Genomic DNA, 25340 nt, shown 5'->3' on the forward strand with positions numbered 1-25340 from the left:
CTCGGCCACCGGCGATGCCGAGAAGTCGGTGAGCTGATTGTTGAGCAGGAAGCCGTCGACCATGTGGAACGAGCCGAAAGCCGACTCGACGGTCGTCGTCATCGAGGCGGCATTGCCCTGGCTGTCGACGACGGAGATGTGGCTGGTGCCGAACTCGGGATCGGTGGACGAGGCGAACTGCACCGGGCCGAAGTCGCCGGGCTGCGCTGTGCCCATGGATCTGCCCTCGTCGATCAGTCCGGCTCGCTCACCGAGGTATTCGGGATCGAGCAGTGCATCGGGGGATCCGCCGGGCAGTGGTACGAAGTCCGGATCGGCGACGTACTTGTCGCGGTCGGCGTAGGCCAGGCGCTCGGCCTCGGCGATCAGGTGCACGCCTTCGGCCGTCGGGGTTCCGCCGTTGGCGTCCATTCCCGTCGGGGCGTATTGCGCGAGATCGAAATTCGACAGAATCCCCATCGCCGACGCCACCGCGATACCGCCCGAGGACGGGCCGGGCATACCGCAGATGTCGTGTTCGCGATACTCGGTGCAGACGGCCGTGCGGGTCTTGGGTTCGTATGCGGCGAGATCCTCCAGCGTGATCTGTCCGGGGGTACGGCCGGCGGTGGTGTCCGCGGTGGCGTCGACGATGGCCTGCGCGATGTCACCGGTGTAGAAGGCGTCTGCCCCGTCGGTTGCGATGGCGGACAGCGTCTTCGACATCGCCGGGTTGTTCAGCACCGTCCCGGCCGGCTTGCCGGTGCCGTCCGGCTGCAGGAAGTAATCCTTGGACGCGGGGTCGAGGGCGAGCTTCGGGGCCGAGTCGGCAATGGACGATGCCATGCGCGGGCTGATCTCGATTCCGTTGTCGGCGAGACCGATTGCGGGTTCGAACAGCTCCCCCCACTGCTTGGTGCCGTGATCGTCGTGGGCTTGCTCGAGCATCCGCAGCACCCCGGGGACGCCGATCGATCGGCCGCTCGAACGGGCATCGGGTTGCGGCAGAGTGCGATCGACGTCGTCGATGTACCGCAGGTAGTCGCCGGTCGCACTCATCGGGGCGGTCTCGCGGCCGTCGTAGCTCTGTACTTCACCGGTGGCCGCGTCGTAGTACATCAGGAATGCCCCGCCGCCGATGCCGGAGGACTGCGGCTCGACGAGGCCGAGCACCGTCTGCGCCACGATCAGCGCGTCGGCCGCGGTGCCACCGTCACGCAGGACCGCGCACGCGGCCTCGGTGGAAACCGGGTTGGCCGTCGAGACGGAGTACGAGGCCGTCTCCACCGGAGCCATGTCGGATCGATACCCGGTCGCCACTTCGGGATTGGTGGAGATGTCACCCGAACTCGCACTCGGCGTCCCCTCTACCGGGGTGCCGCCGCTGGCACCGAGAACACAGCTGTTCTCGGACGCGGGGTCGGGATCGGTGCTCTCGCTGCTACTGCACGCGGCGAGCGGCACCAGCAGTAGGGCACACGCAAGGACAGTCGAGCGGTGCACTCCGATTACAGACACCGCCCGACGCTAACACCCGGCTCACCTGCCGGCACGGGTCTCGGCAGATTCGAGAAGCCAATGTGCGACGGGTGCCGGTCTACCGAACAGAAAGCCCTGCGCGAAGCGGCATTCGAGAGCCTCGATGATCGCGGCCTGCTCCTCGGTCTCGACGCCCTCGGCCACCGTGGCGACCGGCAGCGCCGACGCCATGGCGACGATCGCGCGAATCAGCTGCGTGTCGGATTCCGAAGTGCCGATCTGGTGGACGAACGACTTGTCGATCTTGAGCAGTGCGATCGGCATCGCGCGCAGCCTGCTCAACGAGGAGTAGCCGATACCGAAGTCGTCGAGAACGATGAGCACACCCATCGCAGCGAGTCGGTCGAGAACGCTTTTCGCCGTACCCATGTCGTCGATCAGCACGCTCTCGGTGATCTCGAGGGCCAGATCCGCTCCGTGGAGGCCGTACGTGTCGAGCAGTCTCCCGACGATCACCGGCAACGAATCGTCACGCAACTGCATCGGGGACACGTTCACCGACATGGTGACGTCCTGCCCGTCGGAACGCAGTGTCACCAGATCCGACATCGCGGTGCGCAGCACCCATTCGCCGATTTCCTTGATGAGGTTGGTGGATTCGGCGATCGGGATGAACTCGTTGGGGGTACGCACTCGCCCCTGCCAGTTCCAGCGCAGGAGTGCCTCGTAGACGACGGTGGTGCGCGAGGTGGTCTCGATGATCGGCTGGTAGTACACCTCGAGCTCGCCGCGTCTGATTGCACCGCGCAGCGCGGTGGCGGTCTCGATCGCGGATGTGGCTCGCGCACGCAGGGACTCGTCGAAGAACGCGTAGCGCGCCGCGCCGAGAGATTTCGCGTGATACATCGCGGTGTCGGCCTCGCGGATGGCGTCGTGCAGTCGGTCCGCGTCCGCGATTCCCACCGAGGCCGTGACATATGCCGTTGCGGCGCTCAGAGGGAACGGCTCGTTCGTTCGATCGATGATGCGGCGGGCCAATGCTTCTGCTCCGCCGCGATCGCGGCGGGTCAACACGACGAACTCGTCACCGGCGTACCTGACCACGGTGTCGGCGGCACCGACGGCGGCGCGGATGCGTCGCGCTGCGGCCACGATGAGTTCGTCACCGACGCGGTGACCGTACGAGTCGTTGACCATCTTGAAGTTGTCGAGGTCGACGAACAGGACGCACGTGCGCCCCGGAGTCTGGGTGCGCTCGAGCCGGGTGAATTCCTCGTCGAGCATCGTGCGGTTCGGTAGGCCGGTCAACAGATCGTGAGCGGCCAGGTATTTCGCGTGCTCCTCACCGACCTGCACGCGGGCCAGCGCGCGTTCGCCGCGCAGGAAGGCCGCCACCAGAATCGAGGCGAGCAACAGGGATCGGACGATCAGATCTCCGGTGGACACGGCCGAGCCCAGCAGCGGGACCGTAGCGCAGACGACCAGCAGCGTCACCACGAACACGACGCGGCGGTTGCTGTGCGCCGGTGCAGGAGTCTGCCGCTGGGAGACGGTACGCATCGACGGATCCAGGGCGGCCATCGCCAGGGCGAGATACGCGAACAGGTAGATGCCGTCGAGCAATCCCGAGGACGGCGCGTCGTCGGTGGTGGCCGCGAACGCGTACGAGATGTCGCCGACGAGTGTCGCGACGAGCGCGAGCAGAGCCCATTGCAGCGCGGGGGTGCGGGGTTTGGACGAGAACAGCAGGTAGGTGGTCAGGGTGATCAGTGCTGCGTCGATCGCCGGATACAGCCCGTTGACCACGGTCGATGCCGACGACCGGGGAGATTCGAGGGCCGGGGAGATGAACAGCAACCACGACAGGAACAGGGTGCCGAGGAAGATCAGGCCTGCATCGACGAGCGGAGTGATGTCGTCGATCGACTGTCGATCTCGGATCCACCGCGACAGTGCGTACCCTACGAGGGCGTACCCGGTCAGGGTGAACAGATCCGGCAGCAGCGGGAACGAATGGTTCAGTGCGGTGGGATCGCTGCGGAGCGAGACCCCGAACATGAACAGCACCGAGGCACCGAACAGTGCCCACCAGCACCGAGAGTCGTCGGGACGGTATCGACGGATAGCGGCGCTGATGGCCAGCACCGATCCGACTGCGACGGTGGCGAGCACGCCGGCCCGTATTCCGGCGTCGCCGAGAACGAAGACGGTGCTCGCGACGACGACCACGGCACCCAGACCGACGGTTCGTACGGTGTGCATGGCGAAGGGCGCAGCGACCTTCGTATTCATCGAAGGACCTACTTCCTTCTCGCTCGTAGCGTTCGCATGGCTGTTCGCGACGCCTCCATGGGTGAATATACGTCTTTGCGCAGCGCATACGGAGCCGAAGCCGGCCTGTAGGTGGGAAAAGCTCAACAGATGTTGTGACAGCTCACGGGTGTCGGTCTCCGGGCATCTACGAAGCGATGGCCTTTGCCCGTTCGACGGCGATGCGAACCTCCTCCTCGATCAGGTCACCGTTGATAGCCGCGCCTGCCTTCACTCCGGCCGCGGACGCCGCCACGACGGTGTCCATCGGTGCGGACACGTTGCCTGCAACCCACACGCCGGGAACGGAGGTGGCGCCGACGGGATCGGCCTCGACGTACGTGCCGAGGACGTGGTCGTTCATGACCATCTCGGTCGTGGCGAGCCCCAGCGACAACAGGACGTCTGCGCGGGAGGTGAAGTTGGGTCCGACGACCAACGCGTCGAGCGGGATCTGCGTGCCGCTCGCGAGTGTCACTCCGACGATTGCGTCGCCGTCGACATCGACCCGAGCGATCTCCCCGTCGACGACCTCGATGCCACGTGCGGCGAGTCGTTCGAGGTCCTCTTCGGCCGAATTCGGTGCCGTGTGCGCGAACACCGTGACGTGCTCGGTGAGCTGACGCCACATCTGTGCCTGATGCCCGACCATGGCGCTGCCGATGATGCCGATCCTGCGATCGCGTACCTCCCAGCCGTGGCAGTACGGGCAGTGCAGTACGTCGCGCCCCCACCGATCGGCGAGGCCGGGGATGTCGGGCAGTACATCGGTGAGGCCGGTGGTGACCAGGAGGCGGCGGCCGCGGACGACGGAACCGTCGGCGAGAGTTACCTCGAACCCGGCTTCGGTTCGACTCGCGGACGTCGCGACACCCTCGACGATGCGTGCGCCGTAGTGTCGCGCCTCGTCTCGGCCGAGGCGAACCAGCTCGAGAGGCGATTCCCCGTCGCGGGTGAGGTAGTTGTGTGAATGCGCTGCCGGAGCGTTGCGGGGATCGCCCGCGTCGATGATCGCGACGGATCGTCGGGAACGGCCGAGGGCCACGGCGGCGCTGAGTCCGGCGACTCCGCCGCCGACGATGATCGCGTCGACCGGAGTGTGTCGATCGGTGTCTGTAGTCATGGGAAGAGTGTCCGACACGGTCCGGAAGTTTGGCAATGATTCTTGCTACAACGGCAAATGATCCAACCGAAAGATACCCCAGGGTGGACCTTTGGTGTCAGAAACGGGGGAATCGCCGAATTGTGATCGTGCCCGCTGACACAGAGGCTGTCAGGGGGTGATGTAAGCGCGGATCTACCGCTTGAACAGGGCGTTCACTCGAGGTCTACTGGTCGGTAAGAATCGAGCCGGGGGGGCGTATGGGGCATTTCGAGATCGGCGAGACCGTGATCACGGTACGCAATCTGGGGCACCTGCGGTGGCGCAGCGGGATACCGAAGGGCACCGTGGGAATCGTCGTCGGAGTCGACTGGCTCGGTGACGCTCGCGTGAGGTTCACCGTCGGCGATTCGACGCGCACCCGAGGTGAGACGGTGGAGCACATCGTCGCCGACGGCGACGTCCGCACGTTGCGGGCCGCGCCCCGCCGTCTGATCGGTTAGTTGCTGTCGGTTCGCTCGTCGTCGGTCGCGGGACCGGTTTCGATCGCTCCGCCTTCGCTCGACCAATCGTTGTCTTCTGCAGCCGCGGCCGGATCGGACGTCACGTCCTTCTCGGCGTCGGGGGTCTTCGAGTCGTTGTCGTGGGTAGTCATGATGCCGGACTACCCGCGCGGCGGAAGAAGCAATCGTCGGCCACCGCGCGGGTGAGTATGCGGTGGTCTCTACAGCCCGAAGGGCAGCGTTCCCGGTGCCAGCTCGAAGCCACTGCTGCCAGCGGAAATGGAGCCGAAGCCGCTGAGGATCTGGTTGATGAACGCGGTGATCATGAAAATTCCTCTGTTCGATGCGATGGACGTCTGTCCTGGACAACCCGGTCGAGATTACCGGCATCTGTAGCGTCGAAGCTGTGAGGAGCCAGGGAATTCTCGTCGGTCTTGCTGTGTCCGCCTGCGTACTGGCGGGCTGTTCGTCGGACTCGTCGGACTCGTCGGTGTCGGAAGTGCCTGCTGGGCCGTCGGAGGACGCGTCGGTTCCGCTGAATTACGTCGCGCTGGGTGACTCGGCCGCATCGGGCCCGCGGATCCCCGAACAGGTCGGCGCACCGGGATGCCAGCAGTCCGATTCCAACTACCCACACGTACTCGCCGAGGACTTGGCAGTCGGCTCGTTCGTCGACGTCACCTGCTCGGGTGCGGTCACCGAGAACATCGTCTCCACTGTGCAGGGAACATCCAGCGGCGAGGTGCCCGTGCAACTCGATGCGCTGACACCCGAGACCGATCTGGTGACCGTCACGATCGGCGGCAACGACATCGGGCTGGTCTCGACGGCAGTGCAGTGCCTGACGTTCGCGGACACCTCGGCCACCAACGTCTGCAGGGACCGGCTCACCGCAGGGGGCGTCGACTCCGTGGCCGCGGCCATCGAGGACGCTGCACCGAGCTGGGGAGCGATGCTCGACGCGGTGGCCGACCGTGCGCCCGACGCGCGGATTCTGGTGGTCGGTTACGGCACCTATCTGCCCGACGGTGGCTGCTTCCCCACGCAACCGATGCTGCCGGAGGACGCCGACTACATCCAGGGCAGCATCACCGCCATGAACGAGGCACTGAAGCAGCAGGCGGACGAGCACGGTGCAGAGTTCGTCGACACCGAGGCGCTGAGTGTCGGCCACGACGTGTGCGTGGCTGCCGATCAGCGGTACTTCGAGGGGGTCGTCCCGCAGAATCCTGCGGCACCCCTGCATCCGACGGCGGCGGGAATGGCGGCGATCGGTGCCGCGGTGGCCTCGGCAGTGCGTGCCGGATAAGGGAACCACGACACCGTAACTGGCTCTTCTCCTGCGGGCCGGTCGACGTGAAGTCTTGACCGCATGGTCTCGTATTCCGCAGTTCTCGGTGTGTTCGCAGTGGCTCTCGCGTTGGTTCTGACGCCGGGGCCGAACATGATCTACCTTGTCTCGCGCAGCATTTCGCAGGGCCGACGGGCGGGACTGGTGTCGCTGGGCGGCGTCGCGATCGGATTCCTGATCTATCTGACGGCCACCAATCTCGGCCTGGCCGCGGTGTTCACGGCCGTGCCCGCGCTGTACACGGCGGTCAGGCTCGCCGGCGCGGCCTACCTCGCCTGGTTGGCGGTGCAGGCCGTGCGCGGGACGGTGTCGGCATTCGAACCGACCGAGCTGCAACAGGATTCGAACCGCCGGCTGTTCACGATGGGCTTGGCGACCAACCTGCTGAACCCGAAGATCGCGATCATGTACATTTCGGTCATCCCGCAGTTCGTCGACCCTGCAGCGGGACACATTCTGCTGCATGGATTCACGCTCGGCGGGGTGCAGATCGCCGTGGCCGTAGCGGTCAACCTGGCGATCGTGGTGCTCGCCGGATCGATCGCGCAGTTCCTCGCCGTTCGCCCGACGTGGCTGCGGGTGCAGCGCTACGTCATGGGCACGGTGCTCGGGCTCCTCGCGGTGCGAGTGGCGACCGATGGGGGCAAACCGGTCCCGGCGTGAGCTCTGTACGCGCGCCAGCCGCCGAATTCGGTGATGTCGGTTCCCGACTCGGCGGCGTCGTGCGCACAGCAGAATCCGGTGACCCAGCGGCCGTCGGACAATTCGACCGGACCCAGACCCATCGGTGACGGGAGCCCGGCGAGGAAGGTTCCGAGCGCGGCAGCGGACATGCGATAGAGCTCTCCGGAGATGGGTGCGCCGTCGCCAGCCCGCCGTAGCAGGCCGGGCTTGGGCGGGGTGGTGTGCAGATCCACCAGCCGGTAGTCCGCCGTGGTCGTCACCTCGCCGCTGAATCGCGCACCGCGATCGGTCAACTGGTGATGCACCGGAAAACCGCGCAGATGTGCGCCGACGGCCAGTACCTCGATGCCGTCGTCGATCAACGACGGTGACTCGATTCCGCTCAACTGTGCCGCCAGGTCGATTGCGATCTGTTCCTCGAACGCAGGTACGACGACCATGACCCCGAACGGAGTGCCATCCGGCGTCGGGGCTCCGGGAACGGCCACCGCGGCCATGTCGAGCAGGTTGCAGAAGTTGGTGAACGTACCCAGCCGCCGGTTGATGCTCATCGGATCCGACTGCACCGCAGCAATAGTGGGATGCTCGGTGGTGGTGGGTAACAGCAGGCCGTCGAACTCGCTGAGGAGTGTGCGGGCTGCTGTCTTCGCTCGCGCAAGGGTGTCGAGATCGTCCACGTATCGATGCGCGGACGGCCCTGCTGCCGATCGGACGATCGCGGCCACCGTGGGATCGGCACCGGCAGGCGCGGTGTCGAGGAACTCTCCGACGGCCGAATAGCGCTGCGCCACAATCGCTCCGTCGTACAGCAGTGTTGCAGCGTCGAGCAGCGCCGAGATGCCGACCTCGGCGTGGGACATGCCCTTGTCGGCCAGGCCGGCGACCGTCTCCTCGAATGCCCGACGGTACGCCGGGCTGAGCGACGTCAGATCCTCACCTCGTGGGACGGCGACACGGGGCTGCGGGGATGCGGCCAGTCGGACGTCGGCGGGCCAGGCCCGGCTGCGTGGATCGGTGGCGGTCGGGCCGGTCATGACTTTCATGGCCGCAGTGGCACTGTCGAGATCACGGGCGAGAACGGTGACGCAGTCGTAGTCGGCGCAGGCGGGAACGACACCGGTGTTCGGCACGATACCCAGTGAGGTCTTGATGCCCACGATGCCGTGGAAGGCTGCGGGTACTCGACCCGATCCTGCTGTGTCGGTTCCGATTCCGATGTCCGCGATGCCCAGTGCCACCGCGACGGCGGACCCGGAACTCGAGCCTCCCGAGACCAGCGTGGGATCCCAGGCACACCGCACCGCGCCGTAGGGGCTGCGAGTGCCGACCAAACCGGTGGCGAACTGGTCGAGGTTGGTCTTGCCCAGTATCAGTGCGCCCTGGCTGGTCAGTCGTTCGATGGCGACGGCGGATACCTCGGGGGTGTAGGCGAACTCGGGGCAGGCCGCGGTGGTGGGCAGCCCGGCCACGTCGATGTTGTCCTTGACCGCGACCAGTGAGCCCGCGAGCGGTAGATCGGCACCGGCCGCGAGTGCCTCCTCGAGGGCGACTGCCTCGGCCAGCACGTCGTTCTCGTCACGCAGGGTGATCCAGACCTCGGGCCGATCCACCTCGGCGATCCGCTTGTAGGCCTGCAGAACTCGCTCTCGTATCTCAGGCTGCATCGGTCTTGCCCTTCGTCGTATCGAATTCGCCTGCTGCCGACCACGCGTCGCGCTCGGCACCGAAGGCAACGGCTTGCGTCGCGCGGAACTCGGCGATGGAGTCCGCGTTGGTCTCGAGGAAGTTCTCGTGCTCGGCCAGCGAGAATTCACCGTCGGTGATGTCCACTCCGCCGCCGCGGCCTGCTGCCAGATCTGCGCGCAGATCCATCAGTTCCTCGGGTTCGACCGAGTACCAGGAGATTCGGTCGAAGAACCGGAGCAACCACGGGGTGCCCTCCTCGAAGGGGCCGTCACTGTAGGCGGCGCTGTGGTTCCACACCTGCGTGGTTCGACCCACGAACTGGTATCCGCCGGGACCCTCCATGCCGTAAATGCATAGATATGCCCCACCGATGCCGACGGCGTTCTCCGGCGTCCAGGTTCGCGCCGGGTTGTACTTGGTCGTCACCAGGCGGTGTCGGGGGTCGAGTGGTGTCGCCACCGGAGCGCCCAGATACACGTCACCGAGTCCGAGCACCATGTAGTCGGCGGCGAAGACGGTGTCGAACACGTCTGCCACCGAGTCGAGTCCGTTCATGCGTCGGATGAACTCGATGTTCCAGGGGCACCATGGAGCGTCGGCGCGCACACCGTGCATGTACCGCTGGATCGCCTCGCGGGTCGAGGGGTCGTCCCACGAGAGCGGGAGCCGAACCCGGCGGCTGGGCACCACGAGGTCGGAGGCCGCGGGAAGATCGTCCTCGACCTCGGACAGCAGACCCATCAACGAATCGATCGACAGCACATCGGGATTCACCTTCACCTGCAACGAGCGGATGCCCGGGGTCAGGTCCACCAACCCGCGGGGGGCGAGTGCCTCGACGCGCTGGTGCAGGGCGTGGACTCGCGCACGCAGGGCCAGGTCGAGTTTCATGTCGCCGTACTCGACGAGGACGTTGTCGTCTCCCGAGCGCCGGTAGGTGACGCACGTGTCGGCGTCGCGTCGAGCGAGGACGCCGTCGTCCCCGTCGCCGCCTGCGGAGAACACTGCAGGCAGAGACGCGCGCCGGGCGAGTCCGAGTGACCCCAACGGCGCGGTGGCCGCGGCTCGCACCGGTACGAAGCGGATGGTGTCCCCGGGGCGGAGCTGGCCGAGCTTCCACCGCTCGGCGGCGACAACGGTGACGGGACAGACGAATCCGCCCAGGCTCGGGCCGTCCGGTCCGAGCAGAATCGGGGTGTCGCCGGTGAAGTCCAGTGCGCCGACGCTGTAGGCGTTGTCGTGAATGTTGGACGGGTGCAGTCCGGCTTCGCCGCCGTCGGTCCTGGCCCACTGCGGCTTCGGCCCGATGAGCCGGACCCCGGTGCGATCGGAGTTGAAGTGCACCTCGTAGCGGGTGGCGTAGAGGGTGTCGATGTCCTCGCGGGTGAAGAACTCCGGCGCGCCGTGGGGGCCCTCGGTGACGGCGATGTCCCAGCTCGATGTCAGCACCGGCAGGTGTTCCATCGGTATCGGACCGAGGATCTCGGAGTTGTCCGAGCGTCCGGCCAGGCCGATGACGTCGCCCTCACCGAGGGTGCCGCCACGATGTCCGCCGAACTTACCGAGAGTGAACGTTGCTGCGCTGCCGAGATAGTCGTCGACGTCGAGGCTGCCCTGGATCAGAACGTAGACCCGTAGCCCGTGCCCGGTGGTGGTGCCGACATCGAGGGTGGCGCCGGCGGGAACCAGCACCGGCTTCCACTGCGCGGCCGATCGGCCGTCGATGCGCACCGGTACCGCTGCGCCGGTGACGCAGACGTAGGTGTCGGCGTCGAACGTCAATGCCGGCCCGGCCATGGTGGATTCGAGGCCCGGGGCACCCTCGGGGTTGCCGAGCGCGACGTTGCCGAGCCGGAACGACAGGTCGTCCATCGGCCCCGACGGCGGTACGCCCACCTTCCAGTACCCGATGCGACCCGGCCAGTCCTGCACGGTGGTGATCATGCCGGGTCGCTGGACGGTCATCTTGGCGGCCGTACTGTTCACAGCGTTCATGCTCGACCGCCCGGCTCTCGCGTCACGATCATCCGCACCGCGGTGGGGTCGAATCCGTTGCAGGGGTTGTTGATCTGCGGGCAGTTGGACACCAGGACCAGCGTGTCGATCTCGGCACGCAAGGAAAGCTTCTTTCCGGGAGCCGACAGACCGTCGACGATGCCGAGCGTGCCGTCGGCGTCGACGGGGACGTTCATGAAGAAGTTGATGTTGGGCACCAGGTCCCGTTTGCCGAGTCCCCACTTGGATCCCTCGATGAGGAAGTTCTCGACGCACGCGTGCTGATGCTGGGTGTGGTGGCCGTAGCGCAGGGTGTTCGATTCCTTGGAGCACGCACCGCCGACGGTGTCGTGGTTGCCGACCTCGTCGTCGACGATCGTCATGATCGGAGTCGAATCATCGCTGCGCAGAACGGTTCCGGTGGTCAGGAACAAGTTCTGCTGTGCGGTGACGGTGGCGGGGGCGGAGTAACGGATCGAGTGATCGTGCGCGCCGTACATCAGGGTGTCGACGGCTTGATTGCCGTACAGATCGACGATCGTCAGTACGTCACCGGCTTCGACGACGGCGGACCACGGGCCGAATGCGGGGGCGATCTCGTCACGAACGATCGTGGTCTCGAGTGTTCCTGTGGTCATTGTGCTGCCTTCCATGCGTCCTCGGTGTTCTGCACTGCGCGCTGGTACTCGGGTTCGGTGTTGCCGAGAGCGAGCAGCTCTTCGGGTGCTCGCCACGCCAGCACGTCGAGGGCCGTTGTGGGGTACTCGGACCTCGGGTCGAGCGGGTGAGCGGTGTTGGCCAGCAACACGATCACCGGCAGGTGGATCAGCAGATCCACCGACTTCCCCGCTCCCGCCGAGCCGGTGCCGACCAGAGCCCCGTCGGCGTCGACTCTCACGCCGTGAAAGAAGGACAGGGACGGTGCGACGTCGCGTGGTTCCAGTCCGTGCTTCGCCGCGGCCAGAGTGAACAGTTCGCGGCCTGCGGGAGCCGACGAATGTGGTCCGCTGACTCCGTATTTCGCGGTGTTGGTAGCAGCGGAGGTGGTGCCGCACAGGGCGTCGTGGTGGCCGGAGGTGTCGTCGACGATGGTCGCCAGAACGCGCCCCTGATCCGAGAGCAGAGGATGGCCGGCACTCAGATACGCCTGCCACGGCACCTTGACGGTGTCGGCGGTGTTGAGTCGCTCCCATGGGGCGTCGGCGCGGTAGAGCAGCAGGTTGGCGCAGGCATCACCGTCGACGTCGACGAGGCGTAGCCGGGTTCCGCGAGCGAGGACCTTGGTGGTGTAGCTGCCGCCGGGGACCGATTCTGCCCAGGTGAGCTCCGAGATGCCCTCCGGTGGAGTGGGTGCCGGTGCGACCGTCGCCTGGGAGCGTGCGTGTTCCTTGGCGGAGTGGGTGGTTGCAGTTGCCGTGGTCATGCTGGTTCAGGCTCCGATCGTGACGGGCTTGGGGTGGGCTTTGCCGCGGGGTAGGCAGGCGATACCTACGACGATCACGGCCAGGACGGTCAGGGGTGCGGCCCAGCGCAGCAGTGGGAATTCGCCGGTGGGGTCGAAGATCTCGGCTCGCGGCCACGACAGGTTGACCACCATCAGGCCGCCGTAGAGAACGGCGGCGATGTTGACCGGCAGGCCGAGACGGCCGAGGGTGAAGAGCTTCTGGCCGTCGGAGTCGTGCTGCACGCCGCCGTGCGGCCAGCCCTTGAGTCGCTGGATCAGCAGCGGGACGGTGACCATCATGTACGCGAGGTAGATCAGCACGATGCAGACGCTGGAGAGCGTGGTGAAGATCGCGGAGTTGCCGACGTTGACGGCCAGGATCGCCACGCAGGCCAGACCGATAAGGACCGAGGGTGCGATGGGGGTTCCGGTGCGCGAGTTGACCTTCGCGAGAGCCGTCGAGGCGGGCAGTCGTCCGTCGCGGGCCATGGAGAACATCAGCCGCGATGCCGCGGTCTGGATGGCGAGGGTGCAGATGAACACCGCGATGGCGACGTCGACCAGCAGGACCTTGCCCCACGGCGAGGTGAGGATCGAGTCGATGACGTACGGAAGCCCCTGCGTCGCGAGCTGGCCGTCGGTGAGGCTCGGTGCGGCCATCAGTGCGCCGACGATCATCAGGCCACCGCCCAGTGCCGATGCCGACAGTGCGAGCCGGATGGTGCGCGGCGCGACGCGTCGGGGATTGCGGGTTTCCTCGGCGAGTTCGCCTGCCGAGCCGAAGCCGACCATGACGTAGGCCGCCATCAGGCCCGAGACGATCCAGGCACCGATGTAGCCGGGATCGGCTCCGGCACTACCGGTATCGAACACCACCTGTGGTCCGCGCTCGGCGTGGGTGAAGAACACCAGCACCAGCGCGATGACGCCGACGATCTCGCAGGTGACGCCGATGCTGTTGATGCGCGACATCCAGTTCACGCCGATGCAGTTGATCGTGGTGGTGAGCACCAGCAGAATCGAGCCCAGCACAACGGCATTCGCGGCTCCGCTCGGCGAGGTGAGCGCGGTGTCCTCGCCGATCAGCTGGAAGCCGCCCCAGATGCTGGGGAGGACGACCTGCAGTGCGATCGCGGCTGCGGAGGCGGTGACGATCTGCGCGATGATCATGAACCACCCGGCGAACCATCCGACCAGCTCACCGCCCATACGCCTGGACCAGTGGTAGATCGCGCCCGAGATGGGATAGCGGGCAGCGAGTTCGGCGAAGTTCAGGGCCACCATGAACTGCCCGAGAAACACGAGCGGCCAGGTGAGGAAGAAGGCCGGGCCGCCGAAGCTGAAGCCGAGTCCGAAGAGCTGGAAGATGGTGGTGAGAATCGAGACGAACGAGAAGCCGGCGGCGAAGGACGCGTACTTGCCGAGGCTGCGGTGCAGCTGCTGGTCGTAGCCGAGGGAAGCCAGATCGGAATGGTCGGTGGTGGGCGAGGGTTCCGAACCCGAGCCCGGGGCCGGCAGTGTTGTCGAGCTCATGGAAGTCTCCTACGGGCGAGGTGGGTGGTGAGTGACCGCCCGCTGCATCGCCGAGGCGGGTTTCTGTCAGTTGATAGTTTTCGGCACCGCCGTTCCCTGGCGGTGTCCGTCGTGAAACAACCTCGTTTCGTCTATTTCGATCAGATGACAGAAATCTCACCGTCACGGAGACCTGACAAGATGCAGTCATGACCGGAGCAGGCAGGCCAAGGCTGAGCACCAAGAAGCGGCCGGGCGACACCGCTCGCGAGGAAATTCTCGACGCCTCGGCCGAGCTCTTCACCACTCGCGGATTCACCAATACCTCCACCCGCGTCATAGCCGACGCCGTCGGTCTACGTCAGGCCTCGCTCTATCACCACTTCGCCACCAAGGACGACATACTCGACGCGTTGCTCAGCGGCACGGTCGATGCGCCGCTGGCCGTCGCGCTGCGCATCCGGGACTCGTCGGCCGACGCGGCGACCCAGATGTACGCACTGGCCTACTTCGACGCCGGACAGCTCGGCGCGTCCACCTGGAATCTCGGCGCGCTCTATCTACTGCCCGAACTGCGCAGCGAGCGCTTCGAGACCTTCCGCGACCATCGGTACACGCTGATGAGTCTGTACGCGGCCATTGCGTCGGACACGCTGGTCCAGCTCGATTCCGAGCGCAGGCCGGGTACCGAGGACCTGCCGTTTCGCCTGGTGGAGACTGTGGTGAACGCGCGAGCCGATCGAGAGAACGGCCGCCAGGACGCGACGGCAGACGCGGCCGGAATCGCCGAGGCCGCTCTGCGGGTACTCGGCTGGACCGGGGATGTCACCGCGTTGCATCGGACTGCGGAGGCCCTGCTCGAGACGGTCGTCGGAATAGTCTTCGAGCCTCGGTCCTTGCATTCGACATGACATCGATAGCAATAGTCGGAGCAGGTGCAGGTCTCGGAGCAGCAGTCGCGCGTAAGTTCGGCGCGCAGGGCTTCTCGGTCGGCCTCATCTCCCGCAATCAGGCCCGTGTCGACGCTCTCGCCGATCAGCTCGCTGCCGACGGTATCTCCGCCAAGGGCTTCGTCGCCGATGTGCGCGACCCGGCCTCGATCGCGTCGGCGTTGGAGCAGGTCACCGAAACACTCGGACCCATCGAGGTACTGCAGTACAGCCCGCTTCCGCAGAAGGACTTCATGCGACCCGTGCTCGAGACCACCCCGGCCGACATGGTCGGGCCGGTCGAGTTCTCCATCTACGGACCGATCGCCGCCGTCCACCAGGTGTTGCCGGGCATGCGGTTCCTCGGCGAGAACAAGGGCACGATTCTGTTCGTCAACGGCGGCTCCGCGGTCAAGCCCGGGCGTACGGTCACCGGCACCTCCATCGCGTTCGCAGGCCAGGCCGCATACGCGCAGCTGCTCAACGAGGAGTTGGCCGCCGAGGGAATCCAGGTGTCGCAGTTGATCATCGGTGGTGCCATCGACGGTAGCGATCCGAGGAAGAGCCCCGAGGCACTCGCCGAGCAGCTGTGGAGCCTGCACACCGAACGCGACAGGTTCCGGGTTCAGGTCGCCACGGACTGACTGTCTCCATGGACTGACTAGGGTTGCGTGCATGACATCGTTGCCCGACTGGGCTCAGGCCCTCGACCTCGCACCCCACCCCGAGGGTGGTTGGTTCCGGGAGACCTGGCGCAGCGAGGTCACCATCCCGCAGGAGCTCCTACCCGACGGCTACCCCGGCCCGCGCGCTGCAGGCACGGCAATCCTGTTCCTGCTCATGCCTGGTCAGCAGTCGGCGTGGCACACCGTCCGCGGCACCGAGATGTGGCTGTATCACCGCGGAAGTCCGGTGCAACTCGACCTCGGTGGCGCAGGGGCCGATCCAGGGGAGGTGACCTCGCTACTGGTCGGGCCCGATTCGCCGCAGCAGATCGTGCCGCCGTCCGTGTGGCAGCGCGCTCGGCCGGTGGGCAACGAACCGAGCCTGGTCAGTTGCACCGTCACCCCGGGATTCGATTTCGAGGACTTCCGGCTCGAGGGCCAACGTGGGTAGGAAGCGGGCCTCGGCACCGGCCGGCTCCCTGCAACCCGGAGTGTTCGAAATCGACTCGGGCACCTGTGAATTGGTCCGTGACGCGTTCTCCGACGACGGGTGGGTCGTCAACGTCAACGACGTCCCGAGTTCGCACATCGACATGAACGACCCCACGGTGCTCGAGTTCGAGTACATGCGCTGGATCTCGGGCCTGGTTCGGTCGCAGTGGGATTCGAGCTTTCCGCTGCGGGCGCTGCACCTCGGGGGCGGGGCGTGCACCCTGGCGCGCTCGTTCACCGCGGAATATCCCGGGGCGCGTCAGGTGGTGGTGGAGCTCGACGGCAAGCTTTCGGAACTCGTGCGCGAGTGGTTCGACCTGCCACGGTCACCGCTGCTGCGCATCCGCGTCGGCGAAGCTCGGGCGGTCACCGAGACCTTGACCGAGAACAGTCGCGACCTCATCGTGCGAGATGTGTTCGCGGGAGCAACAACTCCCGAGCCGCTACTGACTGCCGAGTTCACCGCCCATGTTCGACGCGTCCTCTCCCCCGGCGGGATGTACGTCGTCAACTGCGGTGACCGTCGGGATCTCTCGCTGGCGAAGCAGGAGGCGTCGACCATTCGCAGTGTCTTTCCGCACCTCGCGATCGTGGCGGATCCGGCGATGCTCAAGGGCAGGCGCTACGGCAACATCATCATTGCGGGCAGCGATGTGCCGATCGGGGATTCGCCGTCGCTGGTTCGGGAGCTACTCGGCGGCGCGGTTCCGGCGCACGTGTGGTTGACGGAGGAGGTCACAACTTTCGCACGTGATGCGAAGGTGTTGCGGGATTAAGTCGCTGGGTTGTTGCTCGCGAGGTCTTTCGCCAGTCGCTCGGCGGCCGAGATCAGCAGGGGCACGAACTGCTCGGCCGATTCGAGGGTGACGCGCGCAGTCGGTCCGGCGATCGACATCGCCGTGAGGGTCGGGGCACCGAGTACCGGTACGGCGAAGCAGCGGACGCCCACTTCCTGCTCACCGTCGTCGATGGCATAGCCGCGTTCGCGGATCACCGTGAGGTCCTCGAGCAACGCGTCGAGCGTGGTGATGGTGTTGACGGTGCGGGGAGCCATGCCGAGGCGGCCGACGATCGCACGGACAGCGTCGTCGTCCAACTGCGAGAGCAGCGCCTTGCCGACGCCGGTGGAATGCGGCAACACGCGCTGACCCACCTCGTTGAACATCCGCATCGCGTGTTCGGACGGGACCTGCGCGACGTACACCGCCATGTCGTCCTCGAGAAACGCCATGTTCGACGTCTCGTGCGTGATCCGGACCAGTTCCGCCAGATACGGCTTGGCCCATCCGCCGATCAACTTCGAGGCGCTGTCGCCCAAACGAATGAGCTTGGTGCCCAGTGCGTATCGGCGGGACGGCAGCCGGCGGACGTAGCCGAGCGAGACGAGGGTTCCGATCAGACGGTGCACCGTCGGCATCGGCAGATCGGTACCCTCGGCCAGTTCGCTGATCCCGATGGATCCGCCCGAGGCAGCCATGATGTCGAGCAACTCGAACGCACGCTCCACGGACTGCACCCCGCCACCTGCCGCCACAGTCCCACCTCGCATGCTCGTAGCTTCTACCGATCTCGATAGAACACTACTGGTGATGCCGCGTCGCCACCGGTGGTGCAGCGGTGACCACGGAGGGCGAGGGTTTCTGCCCGATCGTGACGACGTTGAACGCGATGTTCAGCACGACGGCGACGATGCTCGCGGCGCTGATGCCGGAGTCGAGCACCACGTGGACCCAGTCCGGGAACGCCGCGTAGAAGCCCGGCACCGCGATGGGGATGACGCCGAACCCGATGGCCACCGCCACGATGACGAGGTTCAGGTTGCCGTCGAACTCCACCTTGGACAGCGTCCGGATGCCGCTGGCCGCCACCGAGCCGAACAGCACGATGCCCGCACCGCCGAGTACCGGCAGCGGCACCGAGGCGACTACCAATCCGAGGACGGGGAAGAGCCCGAGGAACAGCAGTACCGAGCCGCCGGCCGCGACGACGTACCGACTCTTGATTCCGGTGACGGCCACGAGACCGACGTTCTGGGCGAACGCACTGGCCGGGAAGGTGCCGAACAAGGGAGCGATGGTGGTGGCGACCATGTCCGCTCGCAGTCCGTCGCCGACGCGTCGAGCATCGACATCGGTGCCGACGATCTCGCCGACGGCCAGGATGTCCGCGGTGGTCTCGGTCATGATGACGAGGATGACCACCACCATCGACAGGATCGCCGCGATCTGGAAGGTCGGGGCTCCGAACGCGAACGGCTCGGGGAGGCTGAAGATGGCACCGTCGCCCACACCGGAGAAGTCGGCCTTGCCGACGAGGACTGCGAACACCGTGCCGACGATGATGCCGATGAGGATCGACAGGCGCGAGAGCGTGCCCTGCACCAGCCTGCTCACCAGCAGCACCACCACGAGGCTGAAGGCCGCGAGCCCGATGTTGGACATCGAGCCCCAGTCGGCGGCCTGCTGATCACCGCCCATCGCCCACCGAACCGCAACGGGCAGTAGCGATATACCGATGACGGTGATGATCGTGCCGGTCACCACCGGTGGGAAGAATCGCACGATCTTGCTGAAGAACGGGGTGATCAGGATGCCGATGGCACCGGCCGCGATGATGGCACCGAACACCGAGTTCAGTCCGCCGGGCCCGCTCGCGATGGCCACCATCGTCGACACCGATGCGAACGAAATACCCTGCACCAGCGGCAACTTCGCCCCGAAGTACGGCACTCCCAGGGTTTGCAGCAAGGTGGCCGCTCCGCTGACGAACAACGCGGCCGAGACCAGTAGCGCGATCTCGGTTCCGGTCAGTCCCGCTGCTCCGCCCACGATCAGGGGTGGTGCGATGACTCCGCCGTACATCGTCAGGATGTGCTGCAATCCATAGACGTACGACCTACCGATCGACAATCGCTCGTCCTCGGGACGAGCGGGGTCATGCGGCGCACGGTTGTTGTTCGGCTTGCGCTTCGTCAGCTTCATGTTGCCTCGCTCCTAGCAGAATCCGGGCACGGTATCCCAGGCGCGGCCCGCGTCCGGGGCATCGTCGCGCTGCACCGTGGCCTCGATCAGACCGTAGGGGCGATCCGCGACGTAGAAGACCTCACCGGGGTTGTCGAGTCCGAACGGCTCGAGATCGACGAGGAAGTGATGGATGTTGGGCATGGAGAACTTGATCTCACCGATCTCCGGGTGGGCTTCGAGAACCTGCTTACCCATCTGGAACAGGCTCTGCTGCAACGCAAGAGAGTGAGTGGACGCGAAGGCGTCGAGCATGATGGAACGGACGTCGTCGAAGGTCTTGTCGAAGTCCAGCTCGGTGGTGAGGTACCGCCAGCGGGCGCTGACCGACGTGGCCAGGATGCGGTCCGTGGTCTCCTTCAGTGTGGTGTACCGGTCCTTCGGGTAGCCCCAGAATTCCGACGCCGTCGAATTGAGCACCACGAGGTCGCTGATGCCCGAGACGATGGAGATGTCTTCTCCGTCGATCGTGACGATCGTGTTCCGCTTCTCGTCGCCGGCCTTGACGAACGAGTGGTCGTAGCCTTCCTGGCCGGGTCGTTCCGCAGGCTCCACTCCTGCACTTCCGTTCGGGATCCGCGACCAGGAGTACTGCTCGATTTCCCAGCGGCCACCGGTGATCCAGTCGAAGTTGCCGGTGAAGTGCTTTCCGAGCCGGAGCGCGAAGTTCTCGATCGCGCCGATGCCGTCCCGCGCGAAGGCGTACACGGTGTTCTTCTGGGTGTCGGTCGCGACGACGTGGGCGTTGTCACCCTCGGTGTGGACGGCCTCGAGGTCGCCGCGCAGCTGCGAGGTGACGCTGACGTCGGTGATGCGGTGGCGAGGAGTCTCGCGGTCGATGCGGACGAGTCTGCATTCGGCTTTGCCGTACTGGTTTGTTCCGAGCACGATGGTCATGGGTTCTAGCTCCCTCGATAGGTGGTGAAAGCGAACGGGCTCAACAGAAGTGGGATGTGGTAGTGCTGGTCTGGTGCAGTGATCTCGAAGGCGACGACGACCTCCGGGTGGAAGCATTCGGTGTGTTGGGACGCGAAGTACGCACCGGTTGCGAAGGTGAGGCGGTAGATGCCCGGTTCGAGTTCGGTGGGACCGAGCGACGAGACCCGGCCCTGCTCATCGGTGATTGCGTCGGCGACCGGGGTGCCGTGGTGATCGGCAAGCACGATCGAGACACCCTGTGCGGGAACGCCTCTTGCCGCATCGAGCACGTGAGCGGTCACCTGACTTTTCGCGTCAGGCATTGCCGAGACTTCCTGTCGCACGAATCTCGGCGATCTCCCGCAGCTCGTGTTCGACGACGGCGGCCTCGGTCTCGGGGTCGTTGCCGAGCCTGCTGTGCAGAGCATCGAGAACTGCGTGAGCATCCCGGCCGGCGGCCCTGATCAGAAACACCTGCCCGAACCGCCTCTCGTAGGCCACGTTTCCCGCTCTCAGGCGTTGTTCGACGCTGGCGTCGGAGATGTCGACGCCGGATTGCTCGGTACTCGCGTGCCGAGCGCTGGCATCGTCTCCGTCGGGTCTCTCGCCGATGCGCGGGTGCACGGCGAGTGCACGGTGCACTTCCTCGGCTGTCAGTGGTGCCGCAGCGCGATGGATGGCGTGGCGCAGGGCCTGCACGTCGGTGAACGGCCGGGCGCTCAGAACTTCCCGAACCCAGCGAGGCACGTCGAGGCACAGCGAGAGTGTGCGTGCCGCGTCGGCCTCGGAGGCCGTGTTCAAGTCGACGACTGTATCCGATTCCGCAATACGAAATGTTGATTCCACCAAGTGAGCGTGACACTGATCACATGCAGTGTCAAGGGTCGATCTCGAGGCATCCACGTCGATCCGTTCGGCGTTGCTGCACTGCGCTATTGGGCACTTCGGTCGCGCGGTCCGTGCACTCGGGTCTTGACAGATCCACGTGGCGCACGCCACACTCGGTTCATCAAACGGAATACATATTCCACAATACGGACTTTGAGTCCGACCCTTCGAGCCCGAGAGGAACGACTTCATGACGGAGCTCTTCTGCAACGGTGGTGCGATGCGTGGCGGCAGCCTGCACCACAACGTCTCGTCCCACCCGTTCGTGGGGACAGTGCGCACCACCCCGAACTACCGCTTCTTCTCGGTGCGTGACGAGTTCCCGGCACTGTTGCTCGACCACACTGCCGGCGCGGCCATCGAAGGCGAGCTGTACGACATTCCGCTCGACGACATCCGGACGGCGTTCCTGCCGGACGAACCGCCGGAGCTCGAGCTCACCGTGGTGGCGCTCGAGGATGGGCGCTCGGTCCTGGGCGTCGGCCTGCGGCCAGGGGTGCTCGATGCGCAACCGGACGAGCTGACCGACATCACCTATGCCGGCAGTTGGCGTCGCTACCGCGGACTACCGCAACCTCAGAACTGAAAGGCACCGTGCATGAACACTTTCGCTGACTCTCGGCTCCACTACACCGTCAACTGTTCCATTCTCTTCACCGATGTTCCGTTGCTCGATCGACCACAGCGGGCGCGAGACGCCGGCTTCGATGCCGTCGAATTCTGGTGGCCGTTCTCGAATCCGGTGCCGTCGGACGCCGATGTCACCGCGTTCGTGTCTTCCATCCGTGATGCCGGCGTGCAGCTGACCGGACTGAACTTCGCCGCCGGCGACATGCCCTCAGGCGATCGCGGGATTCTGTCCGATCCAGCGCAGGTACAGGCTTTCCGCGACAACATCGACGCCACGATCGGCATCGGCGAACAACTCGGCACCACAGCGTTCAACGCCCTCTACGGAAATCGCATCGACGGCGTCGACCCGCTCGACCAGGACGAGATCGCGATCGAGAACCTGGCGGCAGCAGGGAAGGCCGCAGCGAGGATCGGCGCCGTCGTGCTGGTGGAACCCGTCAGCGGAGCGCCGGCCTACCCGATCAAGTCCGCTGCCGGTGCCGTCGCCACCATCCGACGCGTCGCGCGTGAACAGGACGTACACAACCTGCGTCTGCTTGCCGACCTGTACCACCTCGCCGTCAACGGAGACGACGTGCCCGCAGCGCTCGATTCCCACCACGACCTGATCGGGCACGTGCAGATCGCCGACTCACCGGGCCGCGGAGAACCGGGTACCGGCTCACTCGACCTCGGCGGACAACTCGCCGGCCTCGCCGCACTGGGTTACGACGGTTACGTCGGACTCGAATACAAAGCCACCCAGCCGGATCCGTTCGCGTGGCTCGAACTGGCCACCACTACCAAGTAGGGATTTTTCATGAGCACCATTGCATTCATCGGCCTCGGAATCATGGGCAGCCCCATGTCCGTTCATCTCGCCAAGGCGGGCCATCAGGTGGTCGGCTACAACCTGACCCCCGATCGCACCGGTCCCCTCGTCGAGGCAGGCGGCACCGCAGCCGATTCCATCGCCAAGGCCGTCCACGACGCCGACGTCATCGCGATCATGGTCCCCGATTCCCCGGATGTGCAGGAGGTTCTCGCCGGTGAGGGCGGGGTGTTCGACAATGCTCGACGCGACGCGCTGATCATCGATTTCTCCAGCATCCGTCCCGACGTCACCGCCACGTTGGCTGCCGACGCGATCTCGCGCGGCTTCCGAATCGTCGATGCCCCGGTCTCCGGCGGCCAGGCCGGTGCCGAGAACGCGACGCTGTCGATCATGGTCGGCGGCAGCGCGGACGACTTCGCCACTGCCAAGCCGATTCTCGACGTCGTGGGCAAGACCGTCGCTCATGTGGGCCCCAGTGGCTCCGGGCAGACGGTCAAGGCAGCCAACCAGCTGATCGTGGCCGGCAACATTCAGGTGCTGGCCGAGGCGATCGCGTTCCTCGAGGCCTATGGCGTCGATCTGGCAGCGTCGGTCGAGGTTCTCGGCGGAGGCCTCGCCGGTTCGGCCGTGCTCAACCAGAAGGCGCAGAAGATGCTGGACCGCTCGTTCGAGCCCGGCTTCCGTATCGACCTGCACCACAAGGATCTGGGCATCGTCACCTCCGCTGCACGTGAAGCGGGCGTCGTGATTCCGATGGGCGCGGTGCTGGCTCAGCTGATGGCCTCCGCCCGCGCCAACGGCGATGGTGGCCTGGATCATTCGGCGCTGTACCGCGGTGTCGCTCGGCTCTCGGGCTCCCCGATCTCGAGCAAGGGCAACTGACATGGCCAAGATGCGCGCGGCCGACGCCGCAGTGAAGATCCTCGAACTCGAAGGTGCAACAACGGCATTCGGTCTGCCCGGTGCCGCGATCAATCCGTTCTACGCGGCGATGCGCAACCACGGGGGCATCCGCCACGTGCTGGCCCGTCACGTCGAGGGTGCCTCGCACATGGCCGAGGGTTTCACCCGGGCTGCTCCGGGCAACATCGGCATCTGTATCGGAACCTCCGGCCCGGCCGGAACCGACATGATCACCGGGCTGTATTCGGCCATGGCCGACTCGATTCCGATTCTCGCCATCACCGGCCAGGCCCCCGTCGCGCGGCTGCACAAGGAAGACTTCCAGGCTGTCGACATCGCGTCGATCGCCGCACCGGTGACCAAGATGGCGATGACCGTGCTCGAACCGGCCCAGGTTCCCGGTGCGTTCGCGCAGGCATTCCACCTGATGCGCTCAGGACGGCCAGGCCCGGTGCTGATCGACCTGCCCATCGACGTGCAGCTGGCCGAGATCGACTTCGATCCCGACACCTACCAGTCTCTTCCGGTGCACAAGCCCGTCGCCTCGCGCGCTCAGGCCGAGAAGGCCATCGACATGCTCCTGGCTGCGGAGCGCCCGTTGATCGTGGCCGGCGGCGGAATCATCAACGCCGACGCCTCCGACCTGCTCGTGCAGCTCGCCGAGATCCTCGACGTTCCGGTCATCCCGACGTTGATGGGCTGGGGCACCATCCCCGACGATCACCGTCTCGCGGCAGGCATGGTCGGCTTGCAGACCGCGCACCGGTACGGCAACGCGACGATGTTGGCCTCGGACTTCGTCCTCGGCATCGGAAACCGTTGGGCCAATCGGCATACCGGCGGGCTGGAGACCTACCGCAAGGGACGGAAGTTCGTCCACGTCGACATCGAGCCGACCCAGATCGGACGTGTCTTCGCACCGGACTACGGCATCATCTCCGACGCCAAGGCCGCCCTCGAGCAGTTCGTCGCCGTCGCCGAGGAGCGCCGGGCGGCAGGCACGCTGCGTGATCTGTCGGGCTGGGTCGAGGACTGCGCGACGCGCAAGCGCACGATGCATCGGCGCACGCACTTCGACAACGTGCCGATCAAACCGCAGCGCGTGTACGAGGAGATGAACAAAGTCTTCGACCGCGACACCCGCTACATCAGCACCATCGGACTCTCGCAGATCGCGGGCGGGCAGTTCCTGCACGTCTACTCCCCGCGCAACTGGATCAACTGCGGTCAGGCCGGCCCGCTGGGCTGGACCATTCCCGCGGCACTGGGAGCGGTGGCTGCCGATCCGTCGGCGAATGTCGTTGCACTGTCCGGTGATTACGACTTCCAATTCATGATCGAGGAGTTGGCCGTCGGTGCGCAGTTCAATCTGCCGTACGTGCATGTGGTGGTGAACAACTCGTACCTCGGGCTGATTCGGCAGGCGCAGCGCGCATTCGACATGGACTTCTGTGTGCAGCTCGGATTCGACAACATCAACCATCAGGAGACCTTGGACGCGCAGCCCGGTATCCCCAAGGGCTACGGCGTCGACCATGTGCAAGTGGCAGAAGGGCTGGGCTGCAAAGCGCTTCGAGTCACCGAGCCCGACCTCATCGGCGAGACGTTGGTGCGGGCCAGGACGTTGGCGTCCGAGCACAAGGTTCCCGTTGTGGTGGAGATCATTCTCGAGCGGGTCACGAACATCTCGATGGGCACCGAAATCGACAACGTCGGCGAGTTCGAGGAGCTGGCCAACACATCGGCCGATGCCCCCACTGCGCTGCTCCTGCTGGACTAGAGATGACGCGGATTCTGCTCGCTCCCGACAAGTTCAAGGGCTCGCTGTCGGCAGCGGAGGTCGCGCAGGCGCTGGCCGAGGGAATGCTCTCGGTCGACTCGTCGCTCGAGACGGTATGCCTACCCGTCGCCGACGGCGGTGACGGCACCGTCGATGCTGCCGTCACCGCCGGGTGGGATCGAGTGGCAGTGACCTGCTCGGGACCGACCGGTGAGCCGGTCGATACGTCGTATGCCCGTCGTGGTGATACGGC

General features: G+C 65.8%; 26 protein-coding genes. 12 read left to right on the plus strand and 14 right to left on the minus strand.

Annotated elements, in window-relative coordinates:
- From A2J02_RS09130 to A2J02_RS09140, 3 genes are all read right to left on the minus strand, one after another.
- Positions 1–1497, minus strand: a 1497-nt coding sequence (locus tag A2J02_RS09130) for a gamma-glutamyltransferase family protein (protein WP_068049493.1), incomplete at its 3' end; no start/stop codon positions are given.
- 21 nt (positions 1498–1518) lie between these two features.
- Positions 1519–3750: a putative bifunctional diguanylate cyclase/phosphodiesterase gene (locus A2J02_RS09135; RefSeq protein ID WP_068049460.1), complete on the minus strand. Its 2232-nt coding sequence runs from the start codon at positions 3748–3750 to the stop codon at positions 1519–1521.
- A 166-nt stretch (positions 3751–3916) separates the two neighbouring features.
- Positions 3917–4891: an NAD(P)/FAD-dependent oxidoreductase gene (locus A2J02_RS09140; RefSeq protein WP_068049462.1), complete on the minus strand. Its 975-nt coding sequence runs from the start codon at positions 4889–4891 to the stop codon at positions 3917–3919.
- 239 nt (positions 4892–5130) lie between these two features.
- Here A2J02_RS09140 and A2J02_RS09145 point away from each other — a divergent pair, with 239 nt between their 5' ends.
- Positions 5131–5373, plus strand: a complete 243-nt coding sequence (locus tag A2J02_RS09145) for a hypothetical protein (RefSeq protein WP_231893749.1) — start codon at positions 5131–5133, stop codon at positions 5371–5373.
- On the opposite strand, the gene A2J02_RS28155 is transcribed toward A2J02_RS09145, so the two are convergent.
- Positions 5370–5525 carry a hypothetical protein gene (locus A2J02_RS28155; RefSeq protein ID WP_176460451.1) on the minus strand — a complete coding sequence of 52 codons (156 nt, stop codon included), beginning with the start codon at positions 5523–5525 and terminating at the stop codon, positions 5370–5372. The two genes, A2J02_RS09145 and A2J02_RS28155, sit on opposite strands and share 4 nt — an antisense overlap.
- A 254-nt stretch (positions 5526–5779) precedes the next feature.
- On the opposite strand from A2J02_RS28155, the gene A2J02_RS09150 reads away from it, so the two are divergent.
- A complete protein-coding gene (locus A2J02_RS09150) occupies positions 5780–6682 on the plus strand; it encodes an SGNH/GDSL hydrolase family protein (RefSeq protein ID WP_231893750.1) in 903 nt (300 codons plus the stop codon).
- A 63-nt stretch (positions 6683–6745) separates the two neighbouring features.
- Positions 6746–7387 carry a LysE family translocator gene (locus A2J02_RS09155; RefSeq protein ID WP_068049465.1) on the plus strand — a complete coding sequence of 214 codons (642 nt, stop codon included), beginning with the start codon at positions 6746–6748 and terminating at the stop codon, positions 7385–7387.
- Here the strand turns inward: A2J02_RS09155 and atzF are convergent.
- Genes atzF through A2J02_RS09180 form a run of 5 tightly spaced genes read right to left on the minus strand, consistent with a single transcriptional unit; the run spans position 7312 to position 14066 of the window.
- The gene (gene atzF / locus A2J02_RS09160) at positions 7312–9072 is read right to left on the minus strand and encodes an allophanate hydrolase (RefSeq protein WP_082899492.1); all 1761 of its coding nucleotides are present in this window, start codon (positions 9070–9072) and stop codon (positions 7312–7314) included. The genes A2J02_RS09155 and atzF overlap by 76 nt on opposite strands.
- Complete coding sequence (locus A2J02_RS09165) at positions 9062–11089, minus strand: 5-oxoprolinase/urea amidolyase family protein (RefSeq protein ID WP_068049467.1); 2028 nt, start codon at positions 11087–11089, stop codon at positions 9062–9064. Before A2J02_RS09165 ends, atzF begins: the two co-directional genes overlap by 11 nt.
- Positions 11086–11727, minus strand: coding sequence for an urea amidolyase associated protein UAAP2 (locus tag A2J02_RS09170; RefSeq protein WP_068049469.1), 642 nt, complete (start codon positions 11725–11727; stop codon positions 11086–11088). Before A2J02_RS09170 ends, A2J02_RS09165 begins: the two co-directional genes overlap by 4 nt.
- Positions 11724–12512: an urea amidolyase associated protein UAAP1 gene (locus A2J02_RS09175; protein ID WP_068049471.1), complete on the minus strand. Its 789-nt coding sequence runs from the start codon at positions 12510–12512 to the stop codon at positions 11724–11726. The genes A2J02_RS09170 and A2J02_RS09175 overlap by 4 nt, the downstream gene beginning before the upstream one ends.
- Positions 12513–12518: 6 nt before the next feature.
- The gene (locus A2J02_RS09180; protein ID WP_068049473.1) at positions 12519–14066 is read right to left on the minus strand and encodes an amino acid permease; all 1548 of its coding nucleotides are present in this window, start codon (positions 14064–14066) and stop codon (positions 12519–12521) included.
- 188 nt (positions 14067–14254) lie between these two features.
- Between A2J02_RS09180 and A2J02_RS09185 the strand changes: the two genes are divergently transcribed.
- From A2J02_RS09185 to A2J02_RS09200, 4 genes are read left to right on the plus strand one after another with little or no spacing between them, the layout of a single operon-like run.
- Positions 14255–14956: a TetR/AcrR family transcriptional regulator gene (locus A2J02_RS09185; protein ID WP_068049474.1), complete on the plus strand. Its 702-nt coding sequence runs from the start codon at positions 14255–14257 to the stop codon at positions 14954–14956.
- On the plus strand, positions 14953–15618 hold the full coding sequence (locus A2J02_RS09190; RefSeq protein WP_068049476.1) for an SDR family NAD(P)-dependent oxidoreductase: 666 nt from the start codon (positions 14953–14955) through the stop codon (positions 15616–15618). Before A2J02_RS09185 ends, A2J02_RS09190 begins: the two co-directional genes overlap by 4 nt.
- A 31-nt stretch (positions 15619–15649) precedes the next feature.
- Positions 15650–16090 (plus strand): cupin domain-containing protein, encoded by a 441-nt coding sequence (locus tag A2J02_RS09195; protein WP_068049478.1) that lies wholly within the window; start codon positions 15650–15652, stop codon positions 16088–16090.
- Entirely contained in the window at positions 16083–16907 is an 825-nt protein-coding gene (locus tag A2J02_RS09200) for a spermidine synthase (RefSeq protein ID WP_068049480.1), read from the plus strand. Before A2J02_RS09195 ends, A2J02_RS09200 begins: the two co-directional genes overlap by 8 nt.
- On the opposite strand, the gene A2J02_RS09205 is transcribed toward A2J02_RS09200, so the two are convergent.
- Genes A2J02_RS09205 through uraD form a run of 5 tightly spaced genes read right to left on the minus strand, consistent with a single transcriptional unit; the run spans position 16904 to position 20870 of the window.
- Complete coding sequence (locus A2J02_RS09205; protein WP_068049481.1) at positions 16904–17680, minus strand: IclR family transcriptional regulator; 777 nt, start codon at positions 17678–17680, stop codon at positions 16904–16906. The genes A2J02_RS09200 and A2J02_RS09205 overlap by 4 nt on opposite strands.
- A gap of 31 nt (positions 17681–17711) precedes the next feature.
- Complete coding sequence (locus A2J02_RS09210; RefSeq protein ID WP_082899493.1) at positions 17712–19112, minus strand: nucleobase:cation symporter-2 family protein; 1401 nt, start codon at positions 19110–19112, stop codon at positions 17712–17714.
- 12 nt (positions 19113–19124) lie between these two features.
- The gene (gene pucL, locus A2J02_RS09215) at positions 19125–20048 is read right to left on the minus strand and encodes a factor-independent urate hydroxylase (protein ID WP_068049483.1); all 924 of its coding nucleotides are present in this window, start codon (positions 20046–20048) and stop codon (positions 19125–19127) included.
- 5 nt (positions 20049–20053) lie between these two features.
- The gene (uraH, locus tag A2J02_RS09220; protein WP_068049484.1) at positions 20054–20392 is read right to left on the minus strand and encodes a hydroxyisourate hydrolase; all 339 of its coding nucleotides are present in this window, start codon (positions 20390–20392) and stop codon (positions 20054–20056) included.
- Positions 20385–20870, minus strand: coding sequence for a 2-oxo-4-hydroxy-4-carboxy-5-ureidoimidazoline decarboxylase (gene uraD, locus A2J02_RS28630; RefSeq protein WP_231893751.1), 486 nt, complete (start codon positions 20868–20870; stop codon positions 20385–20387). Before uraD ends, uraH begins: the two co-directional genes overlap by 8 nt.
- A 277-nt stretch (positions 20871–21147) precedes the next feature.
- Between uraD and A2J02_RS09230 the strand changes: the two genes are divergently transcribed.
- The 5 genes from A2J02_RS09230 to A2J02_RS09250 all read left to right on the plus strand — a co-directional run.
- A complete protein-coding gene (locus A2J02_RS09230; RefSeq protein ID WP_032385160.1) occupies positions 21148–21543 on the plus strand; it encodes an allophanate hydrolase-related protein in 396 nt (131 codons plus the stop codon).
- Positions 21544–21555: 12 nt separating this feature from the next.
- Entirely contained in the window at positions 21556–22380 is an 825-nt protein-coding gene (locus tag A2J02_RS09235; protein ID WP_068049486.1) for a hydroxypyruvate isomerase family protein, read from the plus strand.
- A gap of 9 nt (positions 22381–22389) precedes the next feature.
- Entirely contained in the window at positions 22390–23286 is an 897-nt protein-coding gene (locus tag A2J02_RS09240) for a 2-hydroxy-3-oxopropionate reductase (protein WP_068049488.1), read from the plus strand.
- A gap of 1 nt (position 23287) precedes the next feature.
- Positions 23288–25087 (plus strand): glyoxylate carboligase, encoded by a 1800-nt coding sequence (gene gcl, locus A2J02_RS09245; protein WP_068049491.1) that lies wholly within the window; start codon positions 23288–23290, stop codon positions 25085–25087.
- A gap of 2 nt (positions 25088–25089) precedes the next feature.
- Positions 25090–25340, plus strand: a 251-nt coding sequence (locus tag A2J02_RS09250) for a glycerate kinase (RefSeq protein WP_197477982.1), incomplete at its 3' end; no start/stop codon positions are given.

This window comes from Rhodococcus sp. EPR-147, from assembly GCF_001647185.1.
Lineage (GTDB): Bacteria > Actinomycetota > Actinomycetes > Mycobacteriales > Mycobacteriaceae > Rhodococcoides.